The organism is Bacillus sp. 007/AIA-02/001 (assembly GCF_004634455.1).
Lineage (GTDB): Bacteria > Bacillota > Bacilli > Bacillales > Bacillaceae_G > Bacillus_A > Bacillus_A cereus.
This window is the reverse complement of the sequence record NZ_SEIY01000017.1, coordinates 58,415-79,718: the sequence shown is the minus strand read 5'-3', so window position 1 is coordinate 79,718 and position 21,304 is coordinate 58,415. Positions and strand designations below refer to the sequence as shown.

Below are 21,304 nucleotides of genomic sequence, written 5' to 3'. Positions count from 1 at the left end.
TTGGGAGTTTTTTTAGGAGGCTTTTACTTCGTGAGATTCGGTTACTAATGGAACTTTTTTCGTACCGCTTAATTTAGCCATTGCAAGACCAATAAGAGCTCCTGCTAATGCTGGTATTAGCCAGCCGATTCCTTCATTATATAAAGGGATAAATTCAAAATATGGTGTGATAAATGAAACTGAAATACCACCTTGTTTTAATCCATCAAATACGCTCACTACAGCTGCTCCAATTAAAGCACCTACATAAACAGAGCGATATCCACCGAAGTATTTATGAAGTAATGATAGTAGTACGAGTACAATCGCAATTGGATACACAACAAGTAGAATTGGAACAGAGATTGCGATAATTTTCGTTAAACCTAAGTTGGCAACTAGTAATCCTAATGCGCAAATGATACTCGCGAACGTTTTGTATGAAAATGTAGTCAATAATGTTGAAAAATATTGGCTGCACGCAGATACGAGTCCAACGCATGTCGTTAAACAAGCGAGTGTAACGATAAGAGATAATAGGAGCAAACCGTATGGACCGAATAATTGTTGTACGATAACAGTAAGTAGCTGTCCGCCATTTTTTGCATATCCGAGCGAGACGCTAGTTGCCCCAAGCCAGCCGAGTGCACCGTATACAAGTACGAGCCCTGTAGCGGCAATAAGCCCTGCTTTTGCTGTGGCGATGGCAATGGACTTACGATCATTCACACCTTTAGAGCGAATTGCATTTACAACGATAATTCCGAATGCAAGTGCTGAAATAGTGTCCATTGTTAAGTAGCCTTCCATAAAGCCTTTGAAGATTGGAGAAGTTTGATACTCTTGCATTGCTGGTCCTGATTGCCCAAGTGGTGTAAATACACTTTTAACAAACAATAAGAAAATAGAGAGTAATAAAATAGGTGTTAATACATTTCCAATACGATCAACAAGTTTAGATGGATTCAAACTCAGCCAAAATACGATAGTAAAGAAGATGATTGTATATACAAATAGCACTAGGCTGCTAGAGCGGATTGTTTCTGGTAAGAAAGAACTAACACCCATTTCATAAGCGACATTTGCAACACGTGGGATGCCCATAGATGGACCGATAGCAATGTATACAATTACTGTAAAGAAAATTCCGAATAATGGATGAACATGACTTGCAAGTTGCTGCATTCCATTTCCAGATAGAGAAATTGCGATAACAGTTAGTAGTGGTAAGCCAACTCCTGTTAGTAAAAATCCAATCATTGCTGGCCAAAAGTTTTCACCTGCATTTTGGCCAAGCATGGGAGGGAAAATTAAATTACCTGCCCCAAAAAATAAAGAAAATAGCATAAGACCCGTGAAAAAAATATGTTTTTTTGATACAGTGTTCATTGTTTTTCCTCCTTTTTTAAATTCATTTGTAAGAACACAAAAAACTCGTCCCTAAAGAAAGGGACGAGTTATATTTACCCGCGATACCACCCTAATTTACACATGTAGAAATAAATCTATATGTATACGGCTTTGCAACGTACAACATGATACGTGTTCCTTGTAACGGGGGACGGCCGGTAAGAACTTACTGTAACATTCGGTTCTACTTCTCGGAGATGATTTTCGGTTACGCACTGAACGTTGGCTTTCAGCAAATCGCCAACTCTCTGGGGAACAGTTCTATAACGTACTCGTTCTCGTCAATGAATTTTTATTCAAGTATTCTGACAGTATTGTTGCATGTTTTTTTTAGAAAGTCAATATGTTTTTGGAAAGATATATTTATATACGGAAATATCGAAAGTGATATTCGTTGTTGTAAAGGAAATGATGAATTGTAAAATGGGAGTGAAAATTTGCGGAGAATTGTAAATTTTATAGAGAAAATTGATATTTATAGGAGTGAAGAAGGGATTGTTTGAATTTATAGAGAATAATACAACAATCCACTTGCTGGAAAGAACAAACCAAAAGAGGTGACTGAAATGCTTGCGATGGGAGTATTATTTGGCATTATTGCTATAATTGGTTTTATGTGGTTATATTATTCGCGTTCGTTTAAACAAGCAGAAGTTTTACTCTTTCAAAAAGGTAGTTTGTTGACAAATCAGTCTAGATATTTAGTATGTCCGAAGTGTGGAAGTGCACAGGCCAGAAGTGGAGGATATCAAGAGTGTTGCAAAATTAGATTATGAAAGAAAGGAAGCCTCACATTATTTTGTGAGGCTTCCTTCCTTACAACTTCATAGCGCTCCAAATTGTCCATCGATCTCTTTCAATAATAGGAGAGACGTTTTGTAATGCGGTCTGTATATGTTGTAGAAGTTGAGAAAGTTCATCATCTGTTAACTCATATAGAATGGATCGACCTGTTCGAGGAGATAAATCTTGCAATAATGCTTCTACAGAATCATGTATTTTTCGTATTTCCCATTGTGTTTGTGTGGGAAGTACATGAAGAGAATGTTTTTGTAATTCTGTCTGTATAGTGTTGGTTTTTGGACGTCTTTTTGACTCTATTTCAATAAGTTTTGGAAATAGAGAGAAAAAATATCCGCGAATGTGTTCGGGATTTCCTGGAATTGTACAATCTTCAATTGTTCGATCTTGTAAAATAAGTACACCGTTTTTATTTAATATACGAGAAGCTTCACGTAAAAATGTAGGAATGTCTTGTAAATGATGAATAACTGCACGCGAAATAACTATGTCGAATGTTTCATTAGGGTATGGGATATTATGTGCATCACCGTGGATGAATGAAATGTTTGAAAAGTTGTTACAATTTTCTTTTGCAGCTTGTAATATTTCTTTTGAAAAATCAAGTCCCACAACATTATTGGCTCCCATAAGAGCGAGTTCTTTCGTATAAATCCCACCACCACAGCCGATATCAATTATTTGCTTGTTTTGTATTTCTGTAATGTTTTTTACCATTTCAGCCCAAGAAATATGAGCGTTTCTTGTTGCATATGTGTACTTATTATTTTCATCATGAAAATTAATGGACATGATAAAGACCTCCTTTCAATGATTAGTATAGCGTATTTAATAGGATGTCACGTTTTTGTTTTATGTATGAAGATTATAAGGATTTCTTATCGTAAGAGGAGGATTAATTTGAAAGGGAAATATGTATTGGTGTTGTTGTTTGTTATGTTACTAGCAGCTTGTGGTCAAGTTGAGCCGAAAAAAGAAACAAAAAAAGTAGAAGAGACGGTGAATGAAGTGAAAGAAACAATAGGGGTAACCGTTATACAAAAAAAACATAAAGAGAAAAAGTTGCAGGAATCAGAAGCGAAGTTAGTAATAGACATTTTGAATAAAGCTGAGAAACAAGAAATAACAGGAAGCTTCGGTGAACCTGAATATGAAATACAAATTAGTAGAGATGGGAAAAAAGAAACTTATTATGCATGGTTAAGGGGAGAAGATAGACGAGGATGGGTGCAATATAAGAAAGCTATGTATATGTTGAATGAAAAAGATACGGAAAAGCTTTTGGATATATTTCCAAATGTCTCAGAACAAAAAGAAGATGAGATGCAGGTAAGCCCTTTAACGGAAGTAACAAAAAAAGATTTGCAGATTACCGCGTTTCATATTAAAACAGGCGATCAAAACGTGAATTATACGGTACGGTATACGATTTCACAATCACTATACAATAAGTTAGTGAAGGAGCAAGAATATTATTTGCAACTCAATTTTCCAGAAAAAGTTCAAAAATTAATTGGAGCAAAAGAGAGTGAAATGATTTTAGGTGAAAAAGTAAAGGAAGGGTATAAGCAATATGAATTACATGCTACTGTTCCGATAAAAAGCGCTTCAGAATCACAATTAAAATCATTAGAAACATATTACGAAAGTTATGATTTGAAAATATTAAACAGTAAAAAAGAAAAAATAGGTGTGTTTCAAAATATAATTCAGATTGTTAAAGATTATGGTGAAAAAATGAATTTTCAAAGATAAAGTGAGACTTTAATTAGCCCTTACGGATTGGAATGAATATAAACTCGTCAAATCTATATGACCTTTCCTAGGAAATGATAATAGAGAGGGGAAAGCACCCCTCTCTATTACTTTGCTTTTGCAGATGGCTCATTCATTGATTTTCGTGTAATAAGAAAAGAAATCATAAGAGCGGAAAGGATGACAAGGGCAATAAATACGTGATTGGGCAACAAATCTAATAATAATACGTAACTAACGGTATAAAAAATAAGAGTTGAAGCTAAAAACGATAGAGCACCTATTATAAGAGATTGTAAATTCATTTTTGTACACCTCCTTTTATTTATATTTTTGGCTGAAAATGGATTATATAAACATTATTTCTAACAATAGAAAAAAATATGTCATAATAGAGAAAAGAACAAGCTTTAATGAATGAATATGATTCATTAATGAGAGATAAAGGAGAGGAATATGAAAAATAATAAAAAAGGATTATGGGGAATTATTGTTGCGATAGGTCTATTTTTACTGTCTAAGTTAAAGTGGGTATTTGCAATTTTTAAATTAGCAAAGTTTTCAACGGTATTTAGTATGTTTCTATCGCTTGGCGCATACGCAGTTCTATATGGTTGGAAATTTGGAGTGGCGCTCATTTATTTGTTGTTTGTTCATGAAATGGGCCATTTATGGGCTGCGAAAAGAAAGGGGATCCCAACATCGCCAGCAATCTTTATTCCATTTATGGGGGCCCTTATTGGAATGAAAGAGATGCCGAAAAATGCGAAAGATGAAGCTTACATTGCCTATATGGGTCCGCTTTTCGGACTTCTGTCATTTTTACCCGCGATACCGCTTTATATAATGACGAAAGAGCCATTTTGGGCGCTTGTTATTTTGCTTGGAAGTATGATTAATTTCTTTAATTTAATTCCCGTTTCGCCGCTAGATGGTGGGCGAATTATTTCAGTTGTCAGTACTAAAATTTGGGGAGCAGGCCTTATTTTATTACTTGGCTATTCAATTTACTTTAAAAGTATTTTGGGAGGATTTATTGTTATTATCGGTTGTATGGAGTTATATAGAGTAATAAAGAGAGATGAGCCGATTAAGGAATTAGGGCATAAAATTGATGGGATGAAAGAATATGTTACTAGGCTTGAAGAGGAATTAAAAGAAACGGGTGCTGTACATCGGACTATATACGTGATGCATCATGAGATGAATGCATTAAGACAAAGAGAACGGGAAAAAGAGTTACAAATAGGTGAACTTCAAAAAATGGAAGTGTTAGAGTATCTTTTACCGAAGTTCGAACCGTTAGATTATGTTCCATATGAAGATGAAAAAGATGAGTATACAATTCACATAAGGGAAGCATTTGAAGCGTCAGAAAGAAAATTAAATGAATGGAAAACAGAAAAGGAACAACAAGAAAACTATTATAAAGTGGATGCGAAAACGAAATGGACAGTATTTGCTTGTTATATTGGATTAATGGCTATACTCGGTTACACAGCTTATGAAGGATATATTGTTTTACAAGAACATTTGCCAACGAGAAATGTATAGAAAAATATTGTCGAAATGATAGGAAGAATTTATACAGGAATTATATTTCTACGAGAGAAAGTTACAAGTATAGTCATACATTGTAATATTTTTAGTAGAGAAGGAGTTCTGTATATGAAGAAATTGTTAAGTGTATTCGGGATTATTATCGTGATGATCATTGCAAGCTATAGTCTTATGAAAGTGCTGTTACATTATGCGAATAAGCCTGCTGAGGTAAATACAATAGCTCAAATAGAAGATGTGCAAGAAGAGACAAAAGTGCTAAATTTTATTCGAATGACACATGAAAGCTATAATAATTTCTTAAATTACGGTAAAGCAGAGAATTATACAGACGGGGATTGGAATCAATTTAAGCAATGGTTTCAACAACAAGAATCATCGTTAAAAAATATACATACAGAAATAAAGAATGAAAAAATAAAACGTGATGTAAATAGAAGCTATGAAATTGTAAAAAAAGGTGTGGAACTTCAAAATATTGAGTATGTAGTGTATGCCCACCGTGTATATCATGACTTGGATATTATCGTAAATAAATATAGAGGTGAAACGAATATCTGGGGATATACGGAGTTTGGCGATGGGAAAGATATAAAAGTAATTGAACAAGCTATACAAACAAAATAATAAGCTAGCTAGAATTCTAGTTAGCTTATTTTCTTTTGTAAATACAATGTTCATATATTATTCACAAAAACACCGTGTTAATAGTGATTAAAATCACAATCTGCATTATAAGATTCAGTTAAACTAAAAACAGTTAAGGAAATAGAGGAGTGGGATACAATGTTAAGTGCAAAAACAATTGAAATCGTAAAGTCAACAGTACCATTATTACAAGAAAAAGGCGTTGAAATTACAACGAGATTTTATGAAATTTTATTTTCGGAACATCCGGAGTTATTGAATATTTTCAACCATACAAATCAGAAAAAGGGAAGACAACAACAAGCGTTAGCGAATGCTGTTTATGCAGCTGCAACGTACATTGATAATTTAGAAGCTATTATTCCAGTTGTAAAACAAATTGGTCATAAGCATAGAAGTTTAGGTATTAAAGCAGAGCATTACCCGATTGTAGGTACATGTTTACTACGTGCCATTAAAGAGATCGCAGGTGCACCTGATGAAGTTTTAAATGCATGGGGAGAAGCATATGGTGTCATTGCTGATGCATTCATTAGCATTGAAGCAGAGATGTATGAAGAAGCTGCACATAAAGAAGGTGGATGGAAAGACTTCCGCAACTTTGTGATTGTTAAAAAAGTGAAGGAAAGCGATGTTATTACGTCATTTTATTTGAAACCTGAAGATGGAGGGAAAGTTTCTTCATTCATCCCAGGTCAATATGTAACGATTCAAATCAATATTGAAGGTGAGACATATACACATAATCGTCAATATAGTTTATCCGATGCTCCTGGGAAAGAATATTATCGTATTAGTGTAAAAAAAGAAAAAGGTGTAGATACACCAGACGGTAAAGTGTCTAATTACTTACATGAACATGTAAAAGAAGGAGATGTTTTACCAGTAAGTGCACCAGCGGGAGATTTCGTGTTAAATATGGATTCAACATTACCAGTTGTACTAATTAGTGGTGGAGTAGGGATTACACCGATGATGAGTATGTTAAATACGTTAATTGAACAAGATTCAAAACGTAATGTATATTTTGTTCATGCAGCAATAAATAGTAATACACATGCAATGAAAGAACACGTTAAGACAGTAGAAAATGAATATGAACAAGTTAAAGCATATACTTGTTATTCTGCACCGACTGAAAAAGATTTAGAAATGAAGAACTTTGATAAAGAAGGTTTCATTGAAAGTGAATGGTTAAAAACTATTATTCCGACAACTGAAGCAGAGTTTTATTTCTGTGGTCCAGTAGCATTTATGAAGCATATAAATGCTGCACTAACTGATTTAAGTGTGAAACAAGAGCATATTCATTATGAATTTTTCGGCCCAGCAACAAGCTTACAATAAGCAAAAAAACGAGGTATTTATTTTACCTCGTTTTTTATTTGTTCTCGTAATAAACGGTTTACTGTTTCACGACGTATACCTATCAGTTGACCAATTTCGGTTTGTGTTAATATTTCATATATAGGAATGTCACCTAAATATAGGGCGAACCATTCTTGTAAACGATGAAGACGTTCTTTCGGAGAGACGGTTGTCAATTGATCAATTCGTTGTTGCATCATTCTTAATTTAGATTGCAATTGCATAGCGATGTTAGCATACGATTCGGGATTTGCTTGAAGTCTCTCGTACCATTCACTATTAGTGATCGGTTCCACTTCTGTTTTTATTAAAGCGATAGCTGTACCGTGATATTCTTTCGGTGAAATTAAAGAATGATGAGGTATCGTTTCACCTGGAACGATAATGTTGAATAAAAATGGTGTTCCGTCTTCTTCTAGCCGAACTACTTTTAATAAGCCTGTTTTTATAAAGTATAAAGGACCGTCCTCGCCTTGACGGAATAGTACATCTCCTTTGTGTAGAATCAATGTTAGCCCCCCATTAATATGTTTCTATTTCTTCTATTTTAGCGTATATGTATATAGACAATATGCTATTTCAACAGCAATTTCATTGACGAAATGTATGCTATTACAGTAGTATACTATTTAGTGTGTAATAGTACTAGCAATGAATACGCTGTAGGGGGTTTAGTATATTGTTAGATGCGATGAGAATGACGGATATGAGAATTCCGGCGAATGCTATCATTCATGTAGAAGAGATGAAAGGTGGAGTCGTTTTATCCGTTGAAGTAGACGGCCAAATTATTTATACGATGGCTTATGATGAAGAAACAGATAGCTATGCTGAATTATATGATCGAAACGATAAGAGGGCGTGCCAAGTACATGAAGACTTCATGGGGTGGTCACTTCTTCATTAAAAAAGATGTCAATATGACATCTTTTTTTATTAAATCGATAGAATATACAAAGAAATGAAATATAAGGATAAAATTTGTAATAATTGATTTTGCATTGTTAGCACTCTGTAACTGCAAGTGAACTATTTTTTCGCTATCATAAAGATAACAGTCGCAGTTATAGGAGTGGTCAACTTGAAGAAAGTACATATTTCAAATTATATGTTATTATGTGTTTGTTTAATTTTATTTGTTCTCCTCGGAGGATTTTTATATTCATGTGTATAAGAAAAACGCATTCTAAAAAGAATACGTTATAAAAGGGAAATAATGATTAATCTAGTTCCAAGAATAATCAACGTAATACGTAATAAATTAATTACGGCGTTACCACTTAGTTTTGTATTAATGTAAGCCCCGATTTTTCCGCCAATCCATGCACCCGGAATCAGGATTAATGCATAAATCCAGCTGACATTTCCAAGTGAGATGTGAGTTGCAGAACTTACAATTGCTGATAGAAATACGATGAACATTGAAGTTGCTACTGCAATATGTGCTGGGAATGCAAAAAGAAGCATCATTGCTGGAACAAGTAAGGCACCGCCACCAATTCCAAATAATCCAGATATAAACCCAACTATAAAGGCGATAAAGATAGCAAGAAACGGTGGGAATTGGTAGTGTACAGTATTTCCATCATTATCTGTAAAAGAACGCTTAATTACAGACGTATTTGAGAGGGAAAGAGGTTTTAATTTGTCTCGAAGCATAAGTAGAATTGAGACGAATATAAGGAAAATCCCAAAGTATAAAGAAAATGTGTCTTGGTTTAAAAATTTATTTGCCCATGATCCGATAATACCACCAGGGCCGCTTCCGATAAATAAAATAAGTCCACTTTTATAATCTACTCGCTTATGCTTCATGTAAGTAAGGGTGGAAGATAGTCCTGTGAAAACGACTGTTACCATAGAAGTCCCTACTGCAAGTTGTGGTGATAAACTGTGTAATCCAATTAATAACGGAACAATAATAATTCCGCCTCCAAGCCCAACTAGGCTGCCGACTGTTCCGGCGATTAGTCCGATGAAAAGTAACATGATGTATTCCAAAATTGCCAACTCCTCTAAATAACTTATCCACCAATTATTATACACGCTTTTTAATGAGAAATAGGCTTGTTCACAAAAAAGTCGTCTTCCTAGAAAAATAAGGAAGACGACTTTTGATTAGAAAACAAAATGTAATAGGTAGTAAAACAGAGCAGCTAAAGAAGCTGAAATAGGAAGTGTAATAACCCATGTAATTAACATGCGTTTTGCAGTTCCCCATTTTACCCCTTTCACACGGTGAGAAGCACCAACCCCTAAAATAGAAGAAGAGATAACGTGCGTCGTACTAACCGGTAAGTGAATGAATGTTGCACCGAAAATAACAAGTGATGATGATAAATCGGCAGCTACACCATTTACAGGACGAATTTTCATAATTTGTCCACCGACAGTTTTAATAATTTTCCATCCGCCGACAGAAGTACCAAGCCCCATTGCGATAGCACAAGATAATTGTACCCAGAACGGGATATCGCTAGAAGTATGATAGTTATTAGCCATAAGAGCCATCGTAATGATTCCCATTGCTTTTTGTGCATCATTCGTACCGTGTGTGTAGGCTTGTAATGCTGCAGTGAAAATCTGGAATATACGGAAGTTCTTATTCGTTTTCGTTAAGTTAAAGTTTTTAAATACTACTTTAAAAATACTGTATACGGTATAACCAATAACGAAAGCGATAATCGGTGAAATGATTAAAGCTTCAATAATTTTAATAAATCCTTTAAGATTTAGCGAGCTAATCCCAGCGGCCGCAATTGCTGCACCTGCGATTGAGCCGATAATTGCATGCGAAGAACTACTTGGAATACCGTAGTACCAAGTAATTAAGTTCCAAGCTATCGCCGCAAGCAAAGCAGCTAAAATTACAAGAGAACCATTTTGTAAGGCGAATGGATCAACGATATCTTTTGTAATCGTTTTTGCTACACCTGTAAATGTCATTGCGCCCAAAAAGTTCATAATAGCCGCCATAATAATGGCATGTCTAGGCTTTAGAGCTTTCGTTGAAACAGCCGTTGCAATAGCGTTTGCTGTATCGTGAAATCCATTGATAAAGTCAAAAGCTAAAGCGCAAATGACTACTAAAACGGTCAGTATCAAGAGTGTATCCATGATCAAACTCCTTACGCGTTCTTCATAATAATTGTTTCTAATACGTTTGCAACGCTTTGACAGCTATCAGCTACTTCTTCAAGCTCTTCGTAAATCTCTTTAAATTGAATAATCTTAATCGGATCTTTTTCACGAGAGAATAAGTTCTTAATCGCATGACGGCGAATATCATCACACTGTGATTCATAATCCTTAATCTTAATCGCATTTGTACGAATGTCGACTAATTTTTTGTTAGACATTAATTCAACAGAGTTTGCAATCTCAATCGCACATTGATTAATTGCTTCTACGAATTTAATCATGTATTCATCTGCTTCTGTAATAGAATACATTTCGAACAGACCAGCACTGTGATCTAATCCGTCTAATACATCATCCATACTCATTGCAAGTTGTAGGATGTCCTCACGTTCAATCGGAGTGATAAACGCTTTGTTTAACTCCATAATGATTTCGTGAATAAATGAGTCACCTTTTGACTCATACTCTTTCATGCGCATAGAAAACTCTTTTAAATCGCTAGCATTTTTAATTTTATACTCCACGAAAAACTGCGCGCCTTCTTTTAAATTTTCGGAAACATTCATTAACATTTCAGAAAATTTATCTTTTTTTGATTTAAAGACCATTATTGTTACCCCCACAAAAGTAATATATGTAAAATATATTGGCTAATCAATTCTAACAAAAAACTGTCGTTTTTTAAAACATTTTATCGAAAAGTTTACAAAAACTTAACATAACTCTCGTTGTTCTATTAATAATATTAATATCCAATAGTGAATATCTTACTTGTAGAATGTCCTTTTCTTGCAAAAAGTATGAATGTAAAAGAAAAGCTTTACACTATAGGAATGACTACGTTATTATAATAAATTTAAAAGGCGGTATATTCTTCCTTTTAAAAAGAAGAGTGTAAATAAATGAAGGAAGTGAACGAATGAAATTGAAGAACACTCATTTTAAAAAAATGCTTGAGTGGTTCAATAAGAGGAAGAAACTTCGTAATTCATTAATTGTATTGGGAAGTCTATTCGTTACTCTATTTATTGCTGTAAATATAATAATTTCCATTCAAGACATATCTGAACTAAAACAAGCTGTTCCACAACCGACTTTAATTTATGATGCAAATAATGAGGTCGCAACTAAATTAGCTTCTTCGAAAACAGAAGGCGTTAAAAGAAAAGATATTCCTGATATTATGGTTCAGGCAATTGTTGCAGTAGAAGATAAGGAATTTTTTAACCATCATGGTATTTATTATAGTGGAATTATAAGTGCGGTTTTTAAAAATATTACAGCAGGAGAAGTTGTAGCTGGGGGAAGTACAATTACACAGCAGCTTGCGAAGAATGTATTTCTGACACAAGATCGTACATTTTCTCGTAAAATAAAGGAATACTTTTTAACAAAAAAAATAGAACGTACTTATACAAAAGATGAAATTATTGAAATGTATATGAATCAAATTTATTTTGGGGAAGGTGCTTGGGGTATAAAAAGGGCAGCAAAATCTTATTTTGATAAAGATGTAAAAGATTTAACAATTTCAGAAGCTGCAACGATTGCAGGCTTGATTAAAGCACCATCTGCATATTCACCTTATAAAAACTTTAACAAGTCAATTGAAAGACGTAATGTCGTATTAAGCTTAATGAAAGAGCAAGGGTATATTTCTGACGAACAGTATAATAAAGAAAAAGAGAGTGGTCTTGTATTAAAACGTGGTGTGGATGATAAATACAAGGGAAAATATTCTCAATATGTAGACTATATTGTTAGAGAAGCGATGGACAAATACGAATTGACACAAAATGAAATTTTAGCAGGTGGTTATCGTATTTATACTGAGCTTGATCCGAAAAAACAACAAGCTGTAGAAGATGTTGTGAATAATGATAGCTATTTCAAAGATAGTGGCTCAGATCAACTTATGCAAACAGGTGTAGTCCTTATAAATCCCAAAACAGGCGGTGTTCCAGCTTTAGTTGGGGGTAGAGGACCATATCAGTTTTTACAATTTAATCATGCTACGCAATTAAAAAGACAGCCAGGTTCAACATTAAAGCCTCTAGCTGTATATGTACCCGCTTTAGAACAAGGGTATGAAGTATACGATATATTAAAGGATGAACCATTTCATATTAAAGAATATGAACCGAAAAATAGTGATCAGGCTTTTCATGGTAATGTGACAATGTATGAAGCGGTAGCAAAGTCGTATAATGTTTCCGCTGTGTGGCTATTAGAACAAATAGGATTAGATAAAGGATTGAAATCTTTAGAGCGATTTGGTATTCCATTAGTACCAGAAGACCGTACGTATCCAATTGCTTTAGGTGGGATGCATGTAGGGACATCACCATTTGTAATGGCTCAAGCATATAGTACATTTGCTAATGATGGGGTTCAAGTAGAGGCTCATGCAATTAGAGAAGTTCAAAATGCTGAAGGGGAAATAATAGGGAAATGGTATAAGAAAGAGACACGAGTGACGAGTGAGAAAATTGCTCAAAAGATGACGTATTTATTAAAAGGTGTTGTAGAAAAGGGAACAGGTGGAAAAGCGAAAGTTACTAATGTTGATACAGCAGGAAAGACAGGGACTACTCAACTTGTAAATGGCCCGAGCGTAGGGGCAAAGGACTCGTGGTTTGTAGGATACACACCAGATTTAGTAGGTGCGATTTGGGTAGGATATGACAAAACAGATAGCGAGCATTATGTTCCAGGTGGTAGTCAAATTACAACGACGATGTTCCGGGATATCATGAAAAAAGCAAATGCAAACCCAGCCCAAAAAGCGTTCCAATTATCGTTAATATCTGAGGCGGACTATAAAAAACAATTGCAAACAATTGAAGAAGAAAAGCGAAGAAAAGAAGAAGAAAAGAAAAGGCAAGAAGAAGAACAACAAAGGAAAAAAGAACAGCAAGAGTGGTTTAATAAAGTGAAAGAGTGGATTCCATCATTATGGTAAAAAAAGAGGCGAATTTCGTTATTCGCCTCTTTTTCATGTGAAAAATAAAGTGTGCTCATAATTTGTGAGGTAAATGCTACTATTCATTAAGAGTAATGTTCGTACTGCCAAAGGAGTGGGAATCGTATGTGATGATTATTGTTCCTTTACTAATCGGTTCGTATGGTAATTCTTCTTCATAACTACCATTATTTTCATTATGGATAGACAGCGTGATTTCATCAATTCCTTTATTTGTATATTGATCTTTAATCGTTTCAGCAATTTGAAGTAGAGTTTCGTAACTAGGAGCTTCCGTAATAAGCATTCCTTTTATAACTTTTTTTTCATTATTTGTGGAATTGGAATAAAGGATGTTGTTTTGTTTCGTATACAAAATTTTGTATGGAACAGTTTTTCTATCTGCTTTTGAAATAGTGGAATATTTTAGAGTTAAAAAAAATCCTACACATAAAATAATGCATACCATAAGAGCAATCCAAATGCGTATCGGTGACATAACTCTCATTTTTCATCCCTCTTTCATATCTTTGACTTCATTATTTATCATACAAAATGAGGATTAAGATAGAGTAAATTTGAGGTAAAGAAACGTAAAGAAGGAGCACTTATCCTCCCAAACAAGTGCTCCTTTTTATTAAAAGAGAGATTTAATAGACAATCAAAATCACATCTATTACTTATAAATGTGCTTAGTCCTCCCAAAATATTTTCGGAAATTGTGGTTAGTAAATTCGGAAGACAGATAGTGTCGCAGTTGTATCGCCCGCAGGTCCTTGAGCGCCTTGAGGTCCTTGAGCGCCTTGAGGCCCTTGAGCACCAGTAGTCCCCGTAGTTCCTCCGCCTAGGCAACCAAATCCATATTGAACTAGAATAGCTTGACCAAGAGCTTGAAGAAGTCTAACAAATTCTGTAAGTTCTGACTTAGGGATGTTAATATGGTTACATGCTCTTACTTCGCAACAATTATTACCATAAAATACTTTTCCTTTATTTTTATTGTTCATCTTTTCATTCTTTTCTTTCATAGAATCATCAGTCATTACTATATATTAAAATGAAATTTATACTAAATTCGTGATGGACAAACTACCATTTCTAAAAAAAATAAGAAATTGGCCCACCTACGAAAGAAATAAGTAAGATATAGAGAAAGGTTTATATAATGTAAAGAAGAAAAGTGCAACATAAAAAACTACATGCTAATTGTTGGGAGTGTTTAACAATTGGCATGTAGTTCGTGGATTAGTCCTTTATTTACATTGATTTAATTTTTCAAGGGTTGTTTTAGGTAAGATTGGAATTGAAATAGTGAAAGTTGTACCATCTTCATTACTAGTCATTTTTAATGTGCCGTTATGATTTTGGATGATTTTTTTTGTTACTGACAAGCCTAGTCCTGTTCCCGAATCCTTCGTTGAGAAGAATGGATCAAAGATATATTCTTGAATAGCTGGATGAATACCAATTCCATTATCTGTGAAAGTAATCCGAACGAAGTTATTAAGGCGATAACTAGTAATTTGAATAGAAAGAGGTTTGTCGCCTTGAGCATCGACGGCATTTTGAAATAGATTTAAAAACACTTGAACAAGTTCATGTCGATCAATATTGACTAAAATATCATCTAATTCATTAGAGAAGTTATAATCAATTGAAATATTATGCAAGGAGACTTCACTAGCTAGTAACTGTTGAATATAGTCACGTAAAAATGTATTGATGGGAAACGGTTCTCTTGTAAATTCCCGTGTTTTTGAAATGGCTAAAAATTTTGTAATAATATTATTTGCACGATCTAATTCAGGGATAAGCAAGTTTTTAAATAACTCTTTATTTGATGGAGAAATGCTTTCTTGTAAAAATTGTAAGTATCCTCGTACTGTTGTAAGAGGATTTCGTACTTCGTGTGCAATTCCAGCTGCGATTCGCCCTGCTAACGAAAACTTCTCAGCATCACGTTCTGTATTTAAATAATGAAAGACACTAATAACTCTAAAAATCTCCCCGTTATAATCGCGAATAATTCGGTTATTTATAATGCCATAGTTTTTGTCTAAAACTTCTTCATTATATATTTCTGTTCCCGTTTTTAATGTTTCAATTGCTTTAATTTTTTCTTCCGGCAAGTTTAGTAATTGTTGAATCGGTTTTCCGATAATATCATTTCGTATTACACCGAAATCATCTGCAGCAACTTGATTACATAAAGTAATATTCCCTTTACTATCGATAAAGGTTACATGATGTGAAAAGGCATCAAAAATATGTACAAAGTGTTTTTCAAGTTGTTCAAATAAAAATAATGAATCACAAGTAAGTTGAAAATGAGCCTCTTTATTCTCTTTTGGTATTTCTTGAATGGAATGAGTCGTTCTAGTTTTCTTTATTCGTAAACCAATATGTGGATTTTTGTATGTGAAATGATGTGGTAATTGATTCACAAGTTCTTCATAAAAACGTACTTTATTTTCTAGTTCTTCAATTCGTTTTTCATGAGATACAGTAGCATCGTTTGGAAGCATAAATAAATAACCCCTCATTTTAAAAATTCTTCCATATAGTATATCATATTTTTATAAGGATACTCTTAAAGAAAAGGCTACATGATGCAAAGTGTTTGGAAAGTGAATTGAAGATGAAGTTAAAAGGGAGGGGTATATGTGCTGTTTATTGGAGTGACAGGATGGGGAGATCATGATTCTTTATACATAAATCCCTATGAAAATAGAAATAAATTACGAACATATAGCGAGTATTTTCCTATTGTGGAAGTGGATAGTTCATTTTACGCGATGCAACCTGCACGAAATTATATAAAATGGGCAATGGAAACGCCGAAAGATTTTTCCTTTGTCGTAAAAGCGTATCAAGGAATGACAGGACATATGAAAGGTGAAATTCCTTTTTCTACGTTCGATGAGATGTTTGATGTGTATAAACAGTCTATTCTTCCTTTAATAGAAGCTGATAAATTAAAAACAATTTTATTTCAATATCCACCATGGTTTGATTGCAAAAAGAAAAATGTAGATTTTCTTCGATATACGAAAGAAAAAATGGAAGGTTTACCATGTGCAATAGAATTTCGAAATCAAACATGGTTTTATCCAGAAATGAGAGATAAGACGTTACAGTTTTTAGAACAGGAGAAATGGATTCATACAATTTGTGATGAACCACAGGCTGGGATAGGTTCTGTGCCACTCGTGTTAGAGGTTACGAATTCAGACATGGCATTAATACGTTTTCACGGTCGAAATGTTCATGGTTGGCTTGATAAAGGGGAAAATTGGAGAGCGGTTCGCTGTTTATATCGCTACAACAATAAAGAACTGGAAGAATGGGTTGAACGACTAGAGCAATTAAAAAAGAAAACAAAGGATATATACGTACTGTTTAACAACAATTCAGGTGGGGATGCAGCAGATAATGCGAAACAGCTTATGAAAATGATGAACATTACATATGGTGAGCCGAAGCCGGAGCAATTAAATTTTTTTGAATGATAATAAACAAGAAAGGCACTGTACAAACAGGGGGAATGTACAGTGCCTTTCTATATGAAAAAGAGGGGTAACAATGTTACTGAGCGTTTGGTTGATTCATCAATTGTTGGCTTCATAATAAATGATAATGGTTATCATTATCATTGTCAATGGTTTTTCTAAAAATATATAAAAAACTTTGTGTATTTTAAATAGAGATAAAAAAAGAACAGCGATTAATGCTGTTCTTTTCCATTGACGAATTGTTGTAAATCAAAAGGAGTTATCGCTTGGATAAATTCTTTTGAGATAAGTGTTTGAACGAGAGTGCTCTCAGAGATAGAAGCACCTGTTTTCTTTTCATAAGCTTGTTTTAATAAATCAAGTTTTTCAGCCGTTTCTTTTGGTAATTCAATTGTAAGTGTGTTCATAATTTCTCCCCCTTATTATTAGAGTACCACTACAGTATAGGAGAGACAAGAAAAGAGAATATGAAATATAAAAAAGGTTACCAAATTTTAAAATGGTAACCTTTTTTATGTATAAGAGTTATTAAGCAATACCGATATACTTTAAAGTTTTTGATGGAGTACTGTGATCAAAGAAGTGTTGTAAAAACGCAATATCAACACCTGATTTGTATGCACAATAACCCCAAGTTTTTCGAAGTGTATGTGAGCTAATCCCTTCTAATCCAACTTCTTTTGCAGCTTTGTTTAAAATGTACCATGCATGTTGTCTCGTAATAGATTTTGTTCCTTTTTGAGATTTTAACAATGGTTCATTACGTTTCCAAGTTTTACGTTCTTTCATGTAGTCTTCGATTGCGTGCTGTAAGTCTTCATTTACAGCAAACCATTTATGTTTCTTCACTTTTTCATTGTAAAATAAAATGGAATGGCGAACATTTTCATTTTCATCGATTACATCACTAACTTTTAATTGTAAGATTTCACTTACTTTCAAGCCAGAATTTACAGCTAATACGAATAATAAGCCATCACGTTTCGAAGATTGTAAAAGTATATTTTTGATAGTTTCTAATTGTTTTTCATTTTGAATAGGTTGTCCTGCTTGTTTCATTTCACGCACTCTCCTCTTTTATATGTGTAAAGGAAAGGATTAACTTGTTTCTTACTATAAAGGGAGAGTGTGAATTTCATGTGAACTCCTAGTGAAATTAAGACAAATTATTTGACTTCTTTTACTTTTTGTAAATTGAAATAGAATACAACACTGTTAGTCGTATTATACACACCATACTCGGCATGATGTAGGTCTAAAATGTTTTTTACAATAGATAATCCGAGACCGGTACCTCCAGTGTGACGGCTACGTGATGCATCTAGACGATAGAAGCGATCCCAAATTTTTTCAAGACTTTCTTCAGGGATAGGGTTTCCTGTATTTTCGATTTCGACTTTTACGGTATCTTCTGCTTCTATAATGGAGACTTGTATTTTTTCTCCCTCTGGTGTATAACGAATTGCATTACTTAGTAAGTTCACAACTACTTGCTCAATGCGACTGCGATTTGCTGTAACAAGTATAGAAGGGTCTGCATCGACGTTCACTTGTAAATGTTTTTCTTCCATGCTAAATAATAATTTTGTGTAGACTTGTTGCGTTAATTCACCGATTGAGAACGTCGTCATATCTAGTTTGTAAGTACCAGATTCCAACTTTGCTAATTCTAACATTTCAACAATCAGCCTGTTCATATTTTCTGTTTCTTCTAAAATAACATCAGTATAATACGAAGTATCCTTACTAACACCATCTTTAATTCCTTCTGCAAAACTTCTAATTACACTTAGCGGTGTTTTTAATTCGTGTGATACGCCAGAAATGAATTCTTTTCTTGTTTTTTCTAATTGACGTTCACGTTCAATATCTTGTTGTAACTTTGTATTAGCAACATTTAATCGATCGATTCGATCTTTTAAATTTACAGATAATGTATTGATACTGCCAGAAAGTCCGCCAATTTCATCGTCAGCTGTAACTGGTAATTTCTCACTAAAATCAAAATTAGCCATTTTTTTCGTAACACGATTCATTTTAATTAATGGCTTTACAATGATTTTTGAGTAGTAGAAGGATAACAAAATAATAACGAGAAACACGATGATTAAGGCATAGACATAATAATCTTTTAAAACGAGCATCGCTTCATTAACAGGCTGCAAAGATGCTATCGCAAAAGCGTATTCTGTAATCCTTCCATTTTCTATAATCGGTTTTACAAAGATACTATTTTTTATATTTTCTCCGCCATCTAATATGAAAGTACTTAATTGGTTCGAGTTAGAAGTGCCCTCTCTAATCATATCAGCAAAATATTGAACGGCTTGTAATGTTTCAATATCATTTGCAAGGCGAACCTCAGCTTTGGATGGGAGCTGTAACTTAGTTATAACACCTGTAAAGACGATTCGAGTTGTAGATTTGTATCGGCTCGCAAGTCTATTCTTAGAAGGATTTCCATTAATTGATTGAAAATCCGAATAGAAATGTTCGTTTTGCCATTGATTATAATTCGTTCCTAATTTTTGTGGTGTGATTATATTATTCTCTTGCACGACTCCATCAACATTGATTATTACATCTTTTTTTAAACCTAAATTTTCGAATTTATTATATTCTTCTGGTGTTAAAAGATTATTGAGTGGAATGGAATACTGTTTATTATTGTTGGGATTAAATACATCGATATAGTAATTGTTATCACTTTTAATAATACCGTTAGAATCTAAAAACTGCATATCGGCATTTGTTTTATCATGAAATTCTTGTTTTAGTTTTCTAACCTTCTCATAACTTTTATCACTTTTATCATAATTATCTACGAATTTTTCAAAAGCAGTTTGGACTGTTTTTACTTTCTTATTAATATAAAATTTCTCTAAAAATAGAGATTGTCCTAGGAAAAAAAGTAGGAATATGATTGTAAATAAAGTGGATGTTAATAAAAATAGTTTAAAGACGATACTTCTGTTTTTCACTGCGTCACCTCTTATGAGAAATACTGTAAATGATTTCTTTATCCCGCTTTAACGGGCAATAAGACTCCCACTTCAAAATTCGGCGAATACAAGGGAGTTAAGTGGGAGATCAATTGCCCGTAAAATCCGATTGGTTCAACTAATAATCAGTGGGGGATGGAAAAAACCCCCACTGATTAAAGTTTCACTTTATTATAACAAACGTTACAAGAAAGTAGAGGGGAGAAATCTGTCTCTTTATAAAGTAGTTATTTATAAAAAGTCACATAAAAAGAACTCGCCAGACGTATGACAAGTTCTTTAGTGTACTATTGTTGAATTGCTGCATCTAAAGCGATTTCAATCATTTCGTTAAATGTAGTTTGACGCTCTTCAGATGTTGTTTCTTCGCCAGTGAAGATGTGATCGCTAACTGTTAATACTGATAATGCATTTACACCGTATTTCGCTGCTAATGTGTAAAGAGCAGTTGTTTCCATTTCTACTGCTAATACACCGTAATCTCCAAGTTTTTTAACCATGTCCATGCTTTCACGATAAAACACATCTGCTGTTAAAACGTTACCGACACGAACGTGTAATCCTTTTTCAGTTCCAGCATCATAAGCTTTCTTTAAAAGGTCAAAGTTTGCAGCTGGTGCAAAATCAAATCCTGGGAATGTTAAACGGTTCATATTAGAATCAGTACAAGCCGTCATTGCGATAATAACATCACGAACTTTTACATCTTTTTGAATTGCACCGCAAGTTCCAACGCGAATTAAATTTTTAACTCCGTAGCTTTGGATTAATTCGTTTACATAAATAGAAATAGAAGGAACACCCATACCTGTACCTTGAACAGATACACGTTTTCCTTTATAAGTTCCAGTGAAACCTAACATACCACGCACATTATTATAGCAAGTAACGTCCTCTAGAAATGTTTCAGCGATATATTTTGCACGTAATGGATCACCAGGTAATAGAATAGATTCAGCGATTTCACCTTGTTTTGCTTCGATATGTACACTCATAAAAAAGTCCTCCTTATAATGTATTGATAGAAATCAATATCATTTGCATTATACACTACGAATCCTTTCAATTAAAATCTTTTTATTATTTGTAATATGTGCAAAATAGGAGGATTTCATAAATCATAATCTAGAATATATATCTTAAGAAGTTTTGTATGAATAGAGACA

Annotated in this window: 22 protein-coding genes and 1 other annotated feature; of the genes, 8 read left to right on the top strand and 14 right to left on the bottom strand. The window is 33.8% G+C overall.

From position 1 onward, the window contains the following. Positions 1-12: 12 nt before the first annotated feature. Positions 13-1,368, bottom strand: a complete 1,356-nt coding sequence (gene brnQ3 / locus ES895_RS24100; RefSeq protein ID WP_001099140.1) for a branched-chain amino acid transport system II carrier protein BrnQ3 — start codon at positions 1,366-1,368, stop codon at positions 13-15. A gap of 56 nt (positions 1,369-1,424) precedes the next feature. Then, positions 1,425-1,683 (bottom strand) — a binding site (T-box leader). Between the two features lie 272 nt (positions 1,684-1,955). Here brnQ3 and ES895_RS24095 point away from each other — a divergent pair. Continuing rightward, a complete protein-coding gene (locus ES895_RS24095) occupies positions 1,956-2,165 on the top strand; it encodes a hypothetical protein (RefSeq protein WP_000880630.1) in 210 nt (69 codons plus the stop codon). Positions 2,166-2,205: 40 nt separating this feature from the next. On the opposite strand, the gene ES895_RS24090 is transcribed toward ES895_RS24095, so the two are convergent. Further along, positions 2,206-2,982 carry a class I SAM-dependent methyltransferase gene (locus ES895_RS24090; protein WP_000026284.1) on the bottom strand — a complete coding sequence of 259 codons (777 nt, stop codon included), beginning with the start codon at positions 2,980-2,982 and terminating at the stop codon, positions 2,206-2,208. 108 nt (positions 2,983-3,090) lie between these two features. Here ES895_RS24090 and ES895_RS24085 point away from each other — a divergent pair, with 108 nt between their 5' ends. Continuing rightward, positions 3,091-3,945: a YhfM domain-containing protein gene (locus ES895_RS24085; protein WP_000677064.1), complete on the top strand. Its 855-nt coding sequence runs from the start codon at positions 3,091-3,093 to the stop codon at positions 3,943-3,945. A gap of 107 nt (positions 3,946-4,052) precedes the next feature. Here ES895_RS24085 and ES895_RS24080 read toward each other — a convergent pair whose 3' ends face one another. Beyond that, a complete protein-coding gene (locus ES895_RS24080) occupies positions 4,053-4,250 on the bottom strand; it encodes a hypothetical protein (protein WP_001053356.1) in 198 nt (65 codons plus the stop codon). Between the two features lie 151 nt (positions 4,251-4,401). On the opposite strand from ES895_RS24080, the gene ES895_RS24075 reads away from it, so the two are divergent. The 3 genes from ES895_RS24075 to hmpA all read left to right on the top strand — a co-directional run bounded on the left by ES895_RS24075 (position 4,402) and on the right by hmpA (position 7,500). Then, positions 4,402-5,499: a site-2 protease family protein gene (locus tag ES895_RS24075; RefSeq protein WP_000794491.1), complete on the top strand. Its 1,098-nt coding sequence runs from the start codon at positions 4,402-4,404 to the stop codon at positions 5,497-5,499. 114 nt (positions 5,500-5,613) lie between these two features. After that, positions 5,614-6,132: a hypothetical protein gene (locus ES895_RS24070; RefSeq protein ID WP_000735526.1), complete on the top strand. Its 519-nt coding sequence runs from the start codon at positions 5,614-5,616 to the stop codon at positions 6,130-6,132. A 159-nt stretch (positions 6,133-6,291) separates the two neighbouring features. Next, positions 6,292-7,500 carry an NO-inducible flavohemoprotein gene (gene hmpA / locus ES895_RS24065; protein WP_000947317.1) on the top strand — a complete coding sequence of 403 codons (1,209 nt, stop codon included), beginning with the start codon at positions 6,292-6,294 and terminating at the stop codon, positions 7,498-7,500. Between the two features lie 17 nt (positions 7,501-7,517). Here the strand turns inward: hmpA and ES895_RS24060 are convergent, their stop codons facing one another. Next, the gene (locus ES895_RS24060; RefSeq protein ID WP_000600581.1) at positions 7,518-8,030 is read right to left on the bottom strand and encodes a Crp/Fnr family transcriptional regulator; all 513 of its coding nucleotides are present in this window, start codon (positions 8,028-8,030) and stop codon (positions 7,518-7,520) included. Positions 8,031-8,200: 170 nt separating this feature from the next. On the opposite strand from ES895_RS24060, the gene ES895_RS24055 reads away from it, so the two are divergent. Beyond that, positions 8,201-8,428: a hypothetical protein gene (locus ES895_RS24055; RefSeq protein ID WP_000883009.1), complete on the top strand. Its 228-nt coding sequence runs from the start codon at positions 8,201-8,203 to the stop codon at positions 8,426-8,428. Between the two features lie 293 nt (positions 8,429-8,721). Here the strand turns inward: ES895_RS24055 and ES895_RS24050 are convergent, their stop codons facing one another. The 3 genes from ES895_RS24050 to ES895_RS24040 all read right to left on the bottom strand — a co-directional run bounded on the left by ES895_RS24050 (position 8,722) and on the right by ES895_RS24040 (position 11,270). Beyond that, positions 8,722-9,522, bottom strand: a complete 801-nt coding sequence (locus tag ES895_RS24050; protein ID WP_000455762.1) for a sulfite exporter TauE/SafE family protein — start codon at positions 9,520-9,522, stop codon at positions 8,722-8,724. A gap of 117 nt (positions 9,523-9,639) precedes the next feature. Next, positions 9,640-10,638, bottom strand: coding sequence for an inorganic phosphate transporter (locus ES895_RS24045; RefSeq protein WP_000380273.1), 999 nt, complete (start codon positions 10,636-10,638; stop codon positions 9,640-9,642). 11 nt (positions 10,639-10,649) lie between these two features. After that, on the bottom strand, positions 10,650-11,270 hold the full coding sequence (locus ES895_RS24040) for a DUF47 domain-containing protein (protein ID WP_000231449.1): 621 nt from the start codon (positions 11,268-11,270) through the stop codon (positions 10,650-10,652). 311 nt (positions 11,271-11,581) lie between these two features. Between ES895_RS24040 and ES895_RS24035 the strand changes: the two genes are divergently transcribed. Continuing rightward, positions 11,582-13,624 carry a transglycosylase domain-containing protein gene (locus ES895_RS24035; protein ID WP_000769230.1) on the top strand — a complete coding sequence of 681 codons (2,043 nt, stop codon included), beginning with the start codon at positions 11,582-11,584 and terminating at the stop codon, positions 13,622-13,624. A 79-nt stretch (positions 13,625-13,703) separates the two neighbouring features. Here the strand turns inward: ES895_RS24035 and ES895_RS24030 are convergent, their stop codons facing one another. The 3 genes from ES895_RS24030 to ES895_RS24020 form a co-directional block, all read right to left on the bottom strand. After that, entirely contained in the window at positions 13,704-14,132 is a 429-nt protein-coding gene (locus ES895_RS24030; RefSeq protein WP_001265588.1) for a hypothetical protein, read from the bottom strand. Between the two features lie 217 nt (positions 14,133-14,349). Next, positions 14,350-14,652: a hypothetical protein gene (locus ES895_RS24025; RefSeq protein ID WP_114159488.1), complete on the bottom strand. Its 303-nt coding sequence runs from the start codon at positions 14,650-14,652 to the stop codon at positions 14,350-14,352. A 225-nt stretch (positions 14,653-14,877) separates the two neighbouring features. Further along, positions 14,878-16,149 (bottom strand): ATP-binding protein, encoded by a 1,272-nt coding sequence (locus tag ES895_RS24020; RefSeq protein WP_000937241.1) that lies wholly within the window; start codon positions 16,147-16,149, stop codon positions 14,878-14,880. 138 nt (positions 16,150-16,287) lie between these two features. Between ES895_RS24020 and ES895_RS24015 the strand changes: the two genes are divergently transcribed. Next, positions 16,288-17,133, top strand: coding sequence for a DUF72 domain-containing protein (locus ES895_RS24015; protein WP_000897354.1), 846 nt, complete (start codon positions 16,288-16,290; stop codon positions 17,131-17,133). Between the two features lie 215 nt (positions 17,134-17,348). On the opposite strand, the gene ES895_RS24010 is transcribed toward ES895_RS24015, so the two are convergent. The 4 genes from ES895_RS24010 to deoD all read right to left on the bottom strand — a co-directional run bounded on the left by ES895_RS24010 (position 17,349) and on the right by deoD (position 21,133). Next, the gene (locus ES895_RS24010; protein ID WP_001094860.1) at positions 17,349-17,543 is read right to left on the bottom strand and encodes a DUF3924 domain-containing protein; all 195 of its coding nucleotides are present in this window, start codon (positions 17,541-17,543) and stop codon (positions 17,349-17,351) included. 121 nt (positions 17,544-17,664) lie between these two features. Further along, positions 17,665-18,195, bottom strand: a complete 531-nt coding sequence (locus tag ES895_RS24005; RefSeq protein WP_000806236.1) for a tyrosine-type recombinase/integrase — start codon at positions 18,193-18,195, stop codon at positions 17,665-17,667. Positions 18,196-18,302: 107 nt separating this feature from the next. After that, positions 18,303-20,117: a sensor histidine kinase gene (locus ES895_RS24000; protein WP_000797508.1), complete on the bottom strand. Its 1,815-nt coding sequence runs from the start codon at positions 20,115-20,117 to the stop codon at positions 18,303-18,305. 308 nt (positions 20,118-20,425) lie between these two features. Continuing rightward, a complete protein-coding gene (gene deoD, locus ES895_RS23990; RefSeq protein ID WP_000110707.1) occupies positions 20,426-21,133 on the bottom strand; it encodes a purine-nucleoside phosphorylase in 708 nt (235 codons plus the stop codon). Between the last annotated feature and the right edge of the window lie 171 nt (positions 21,134-21,304).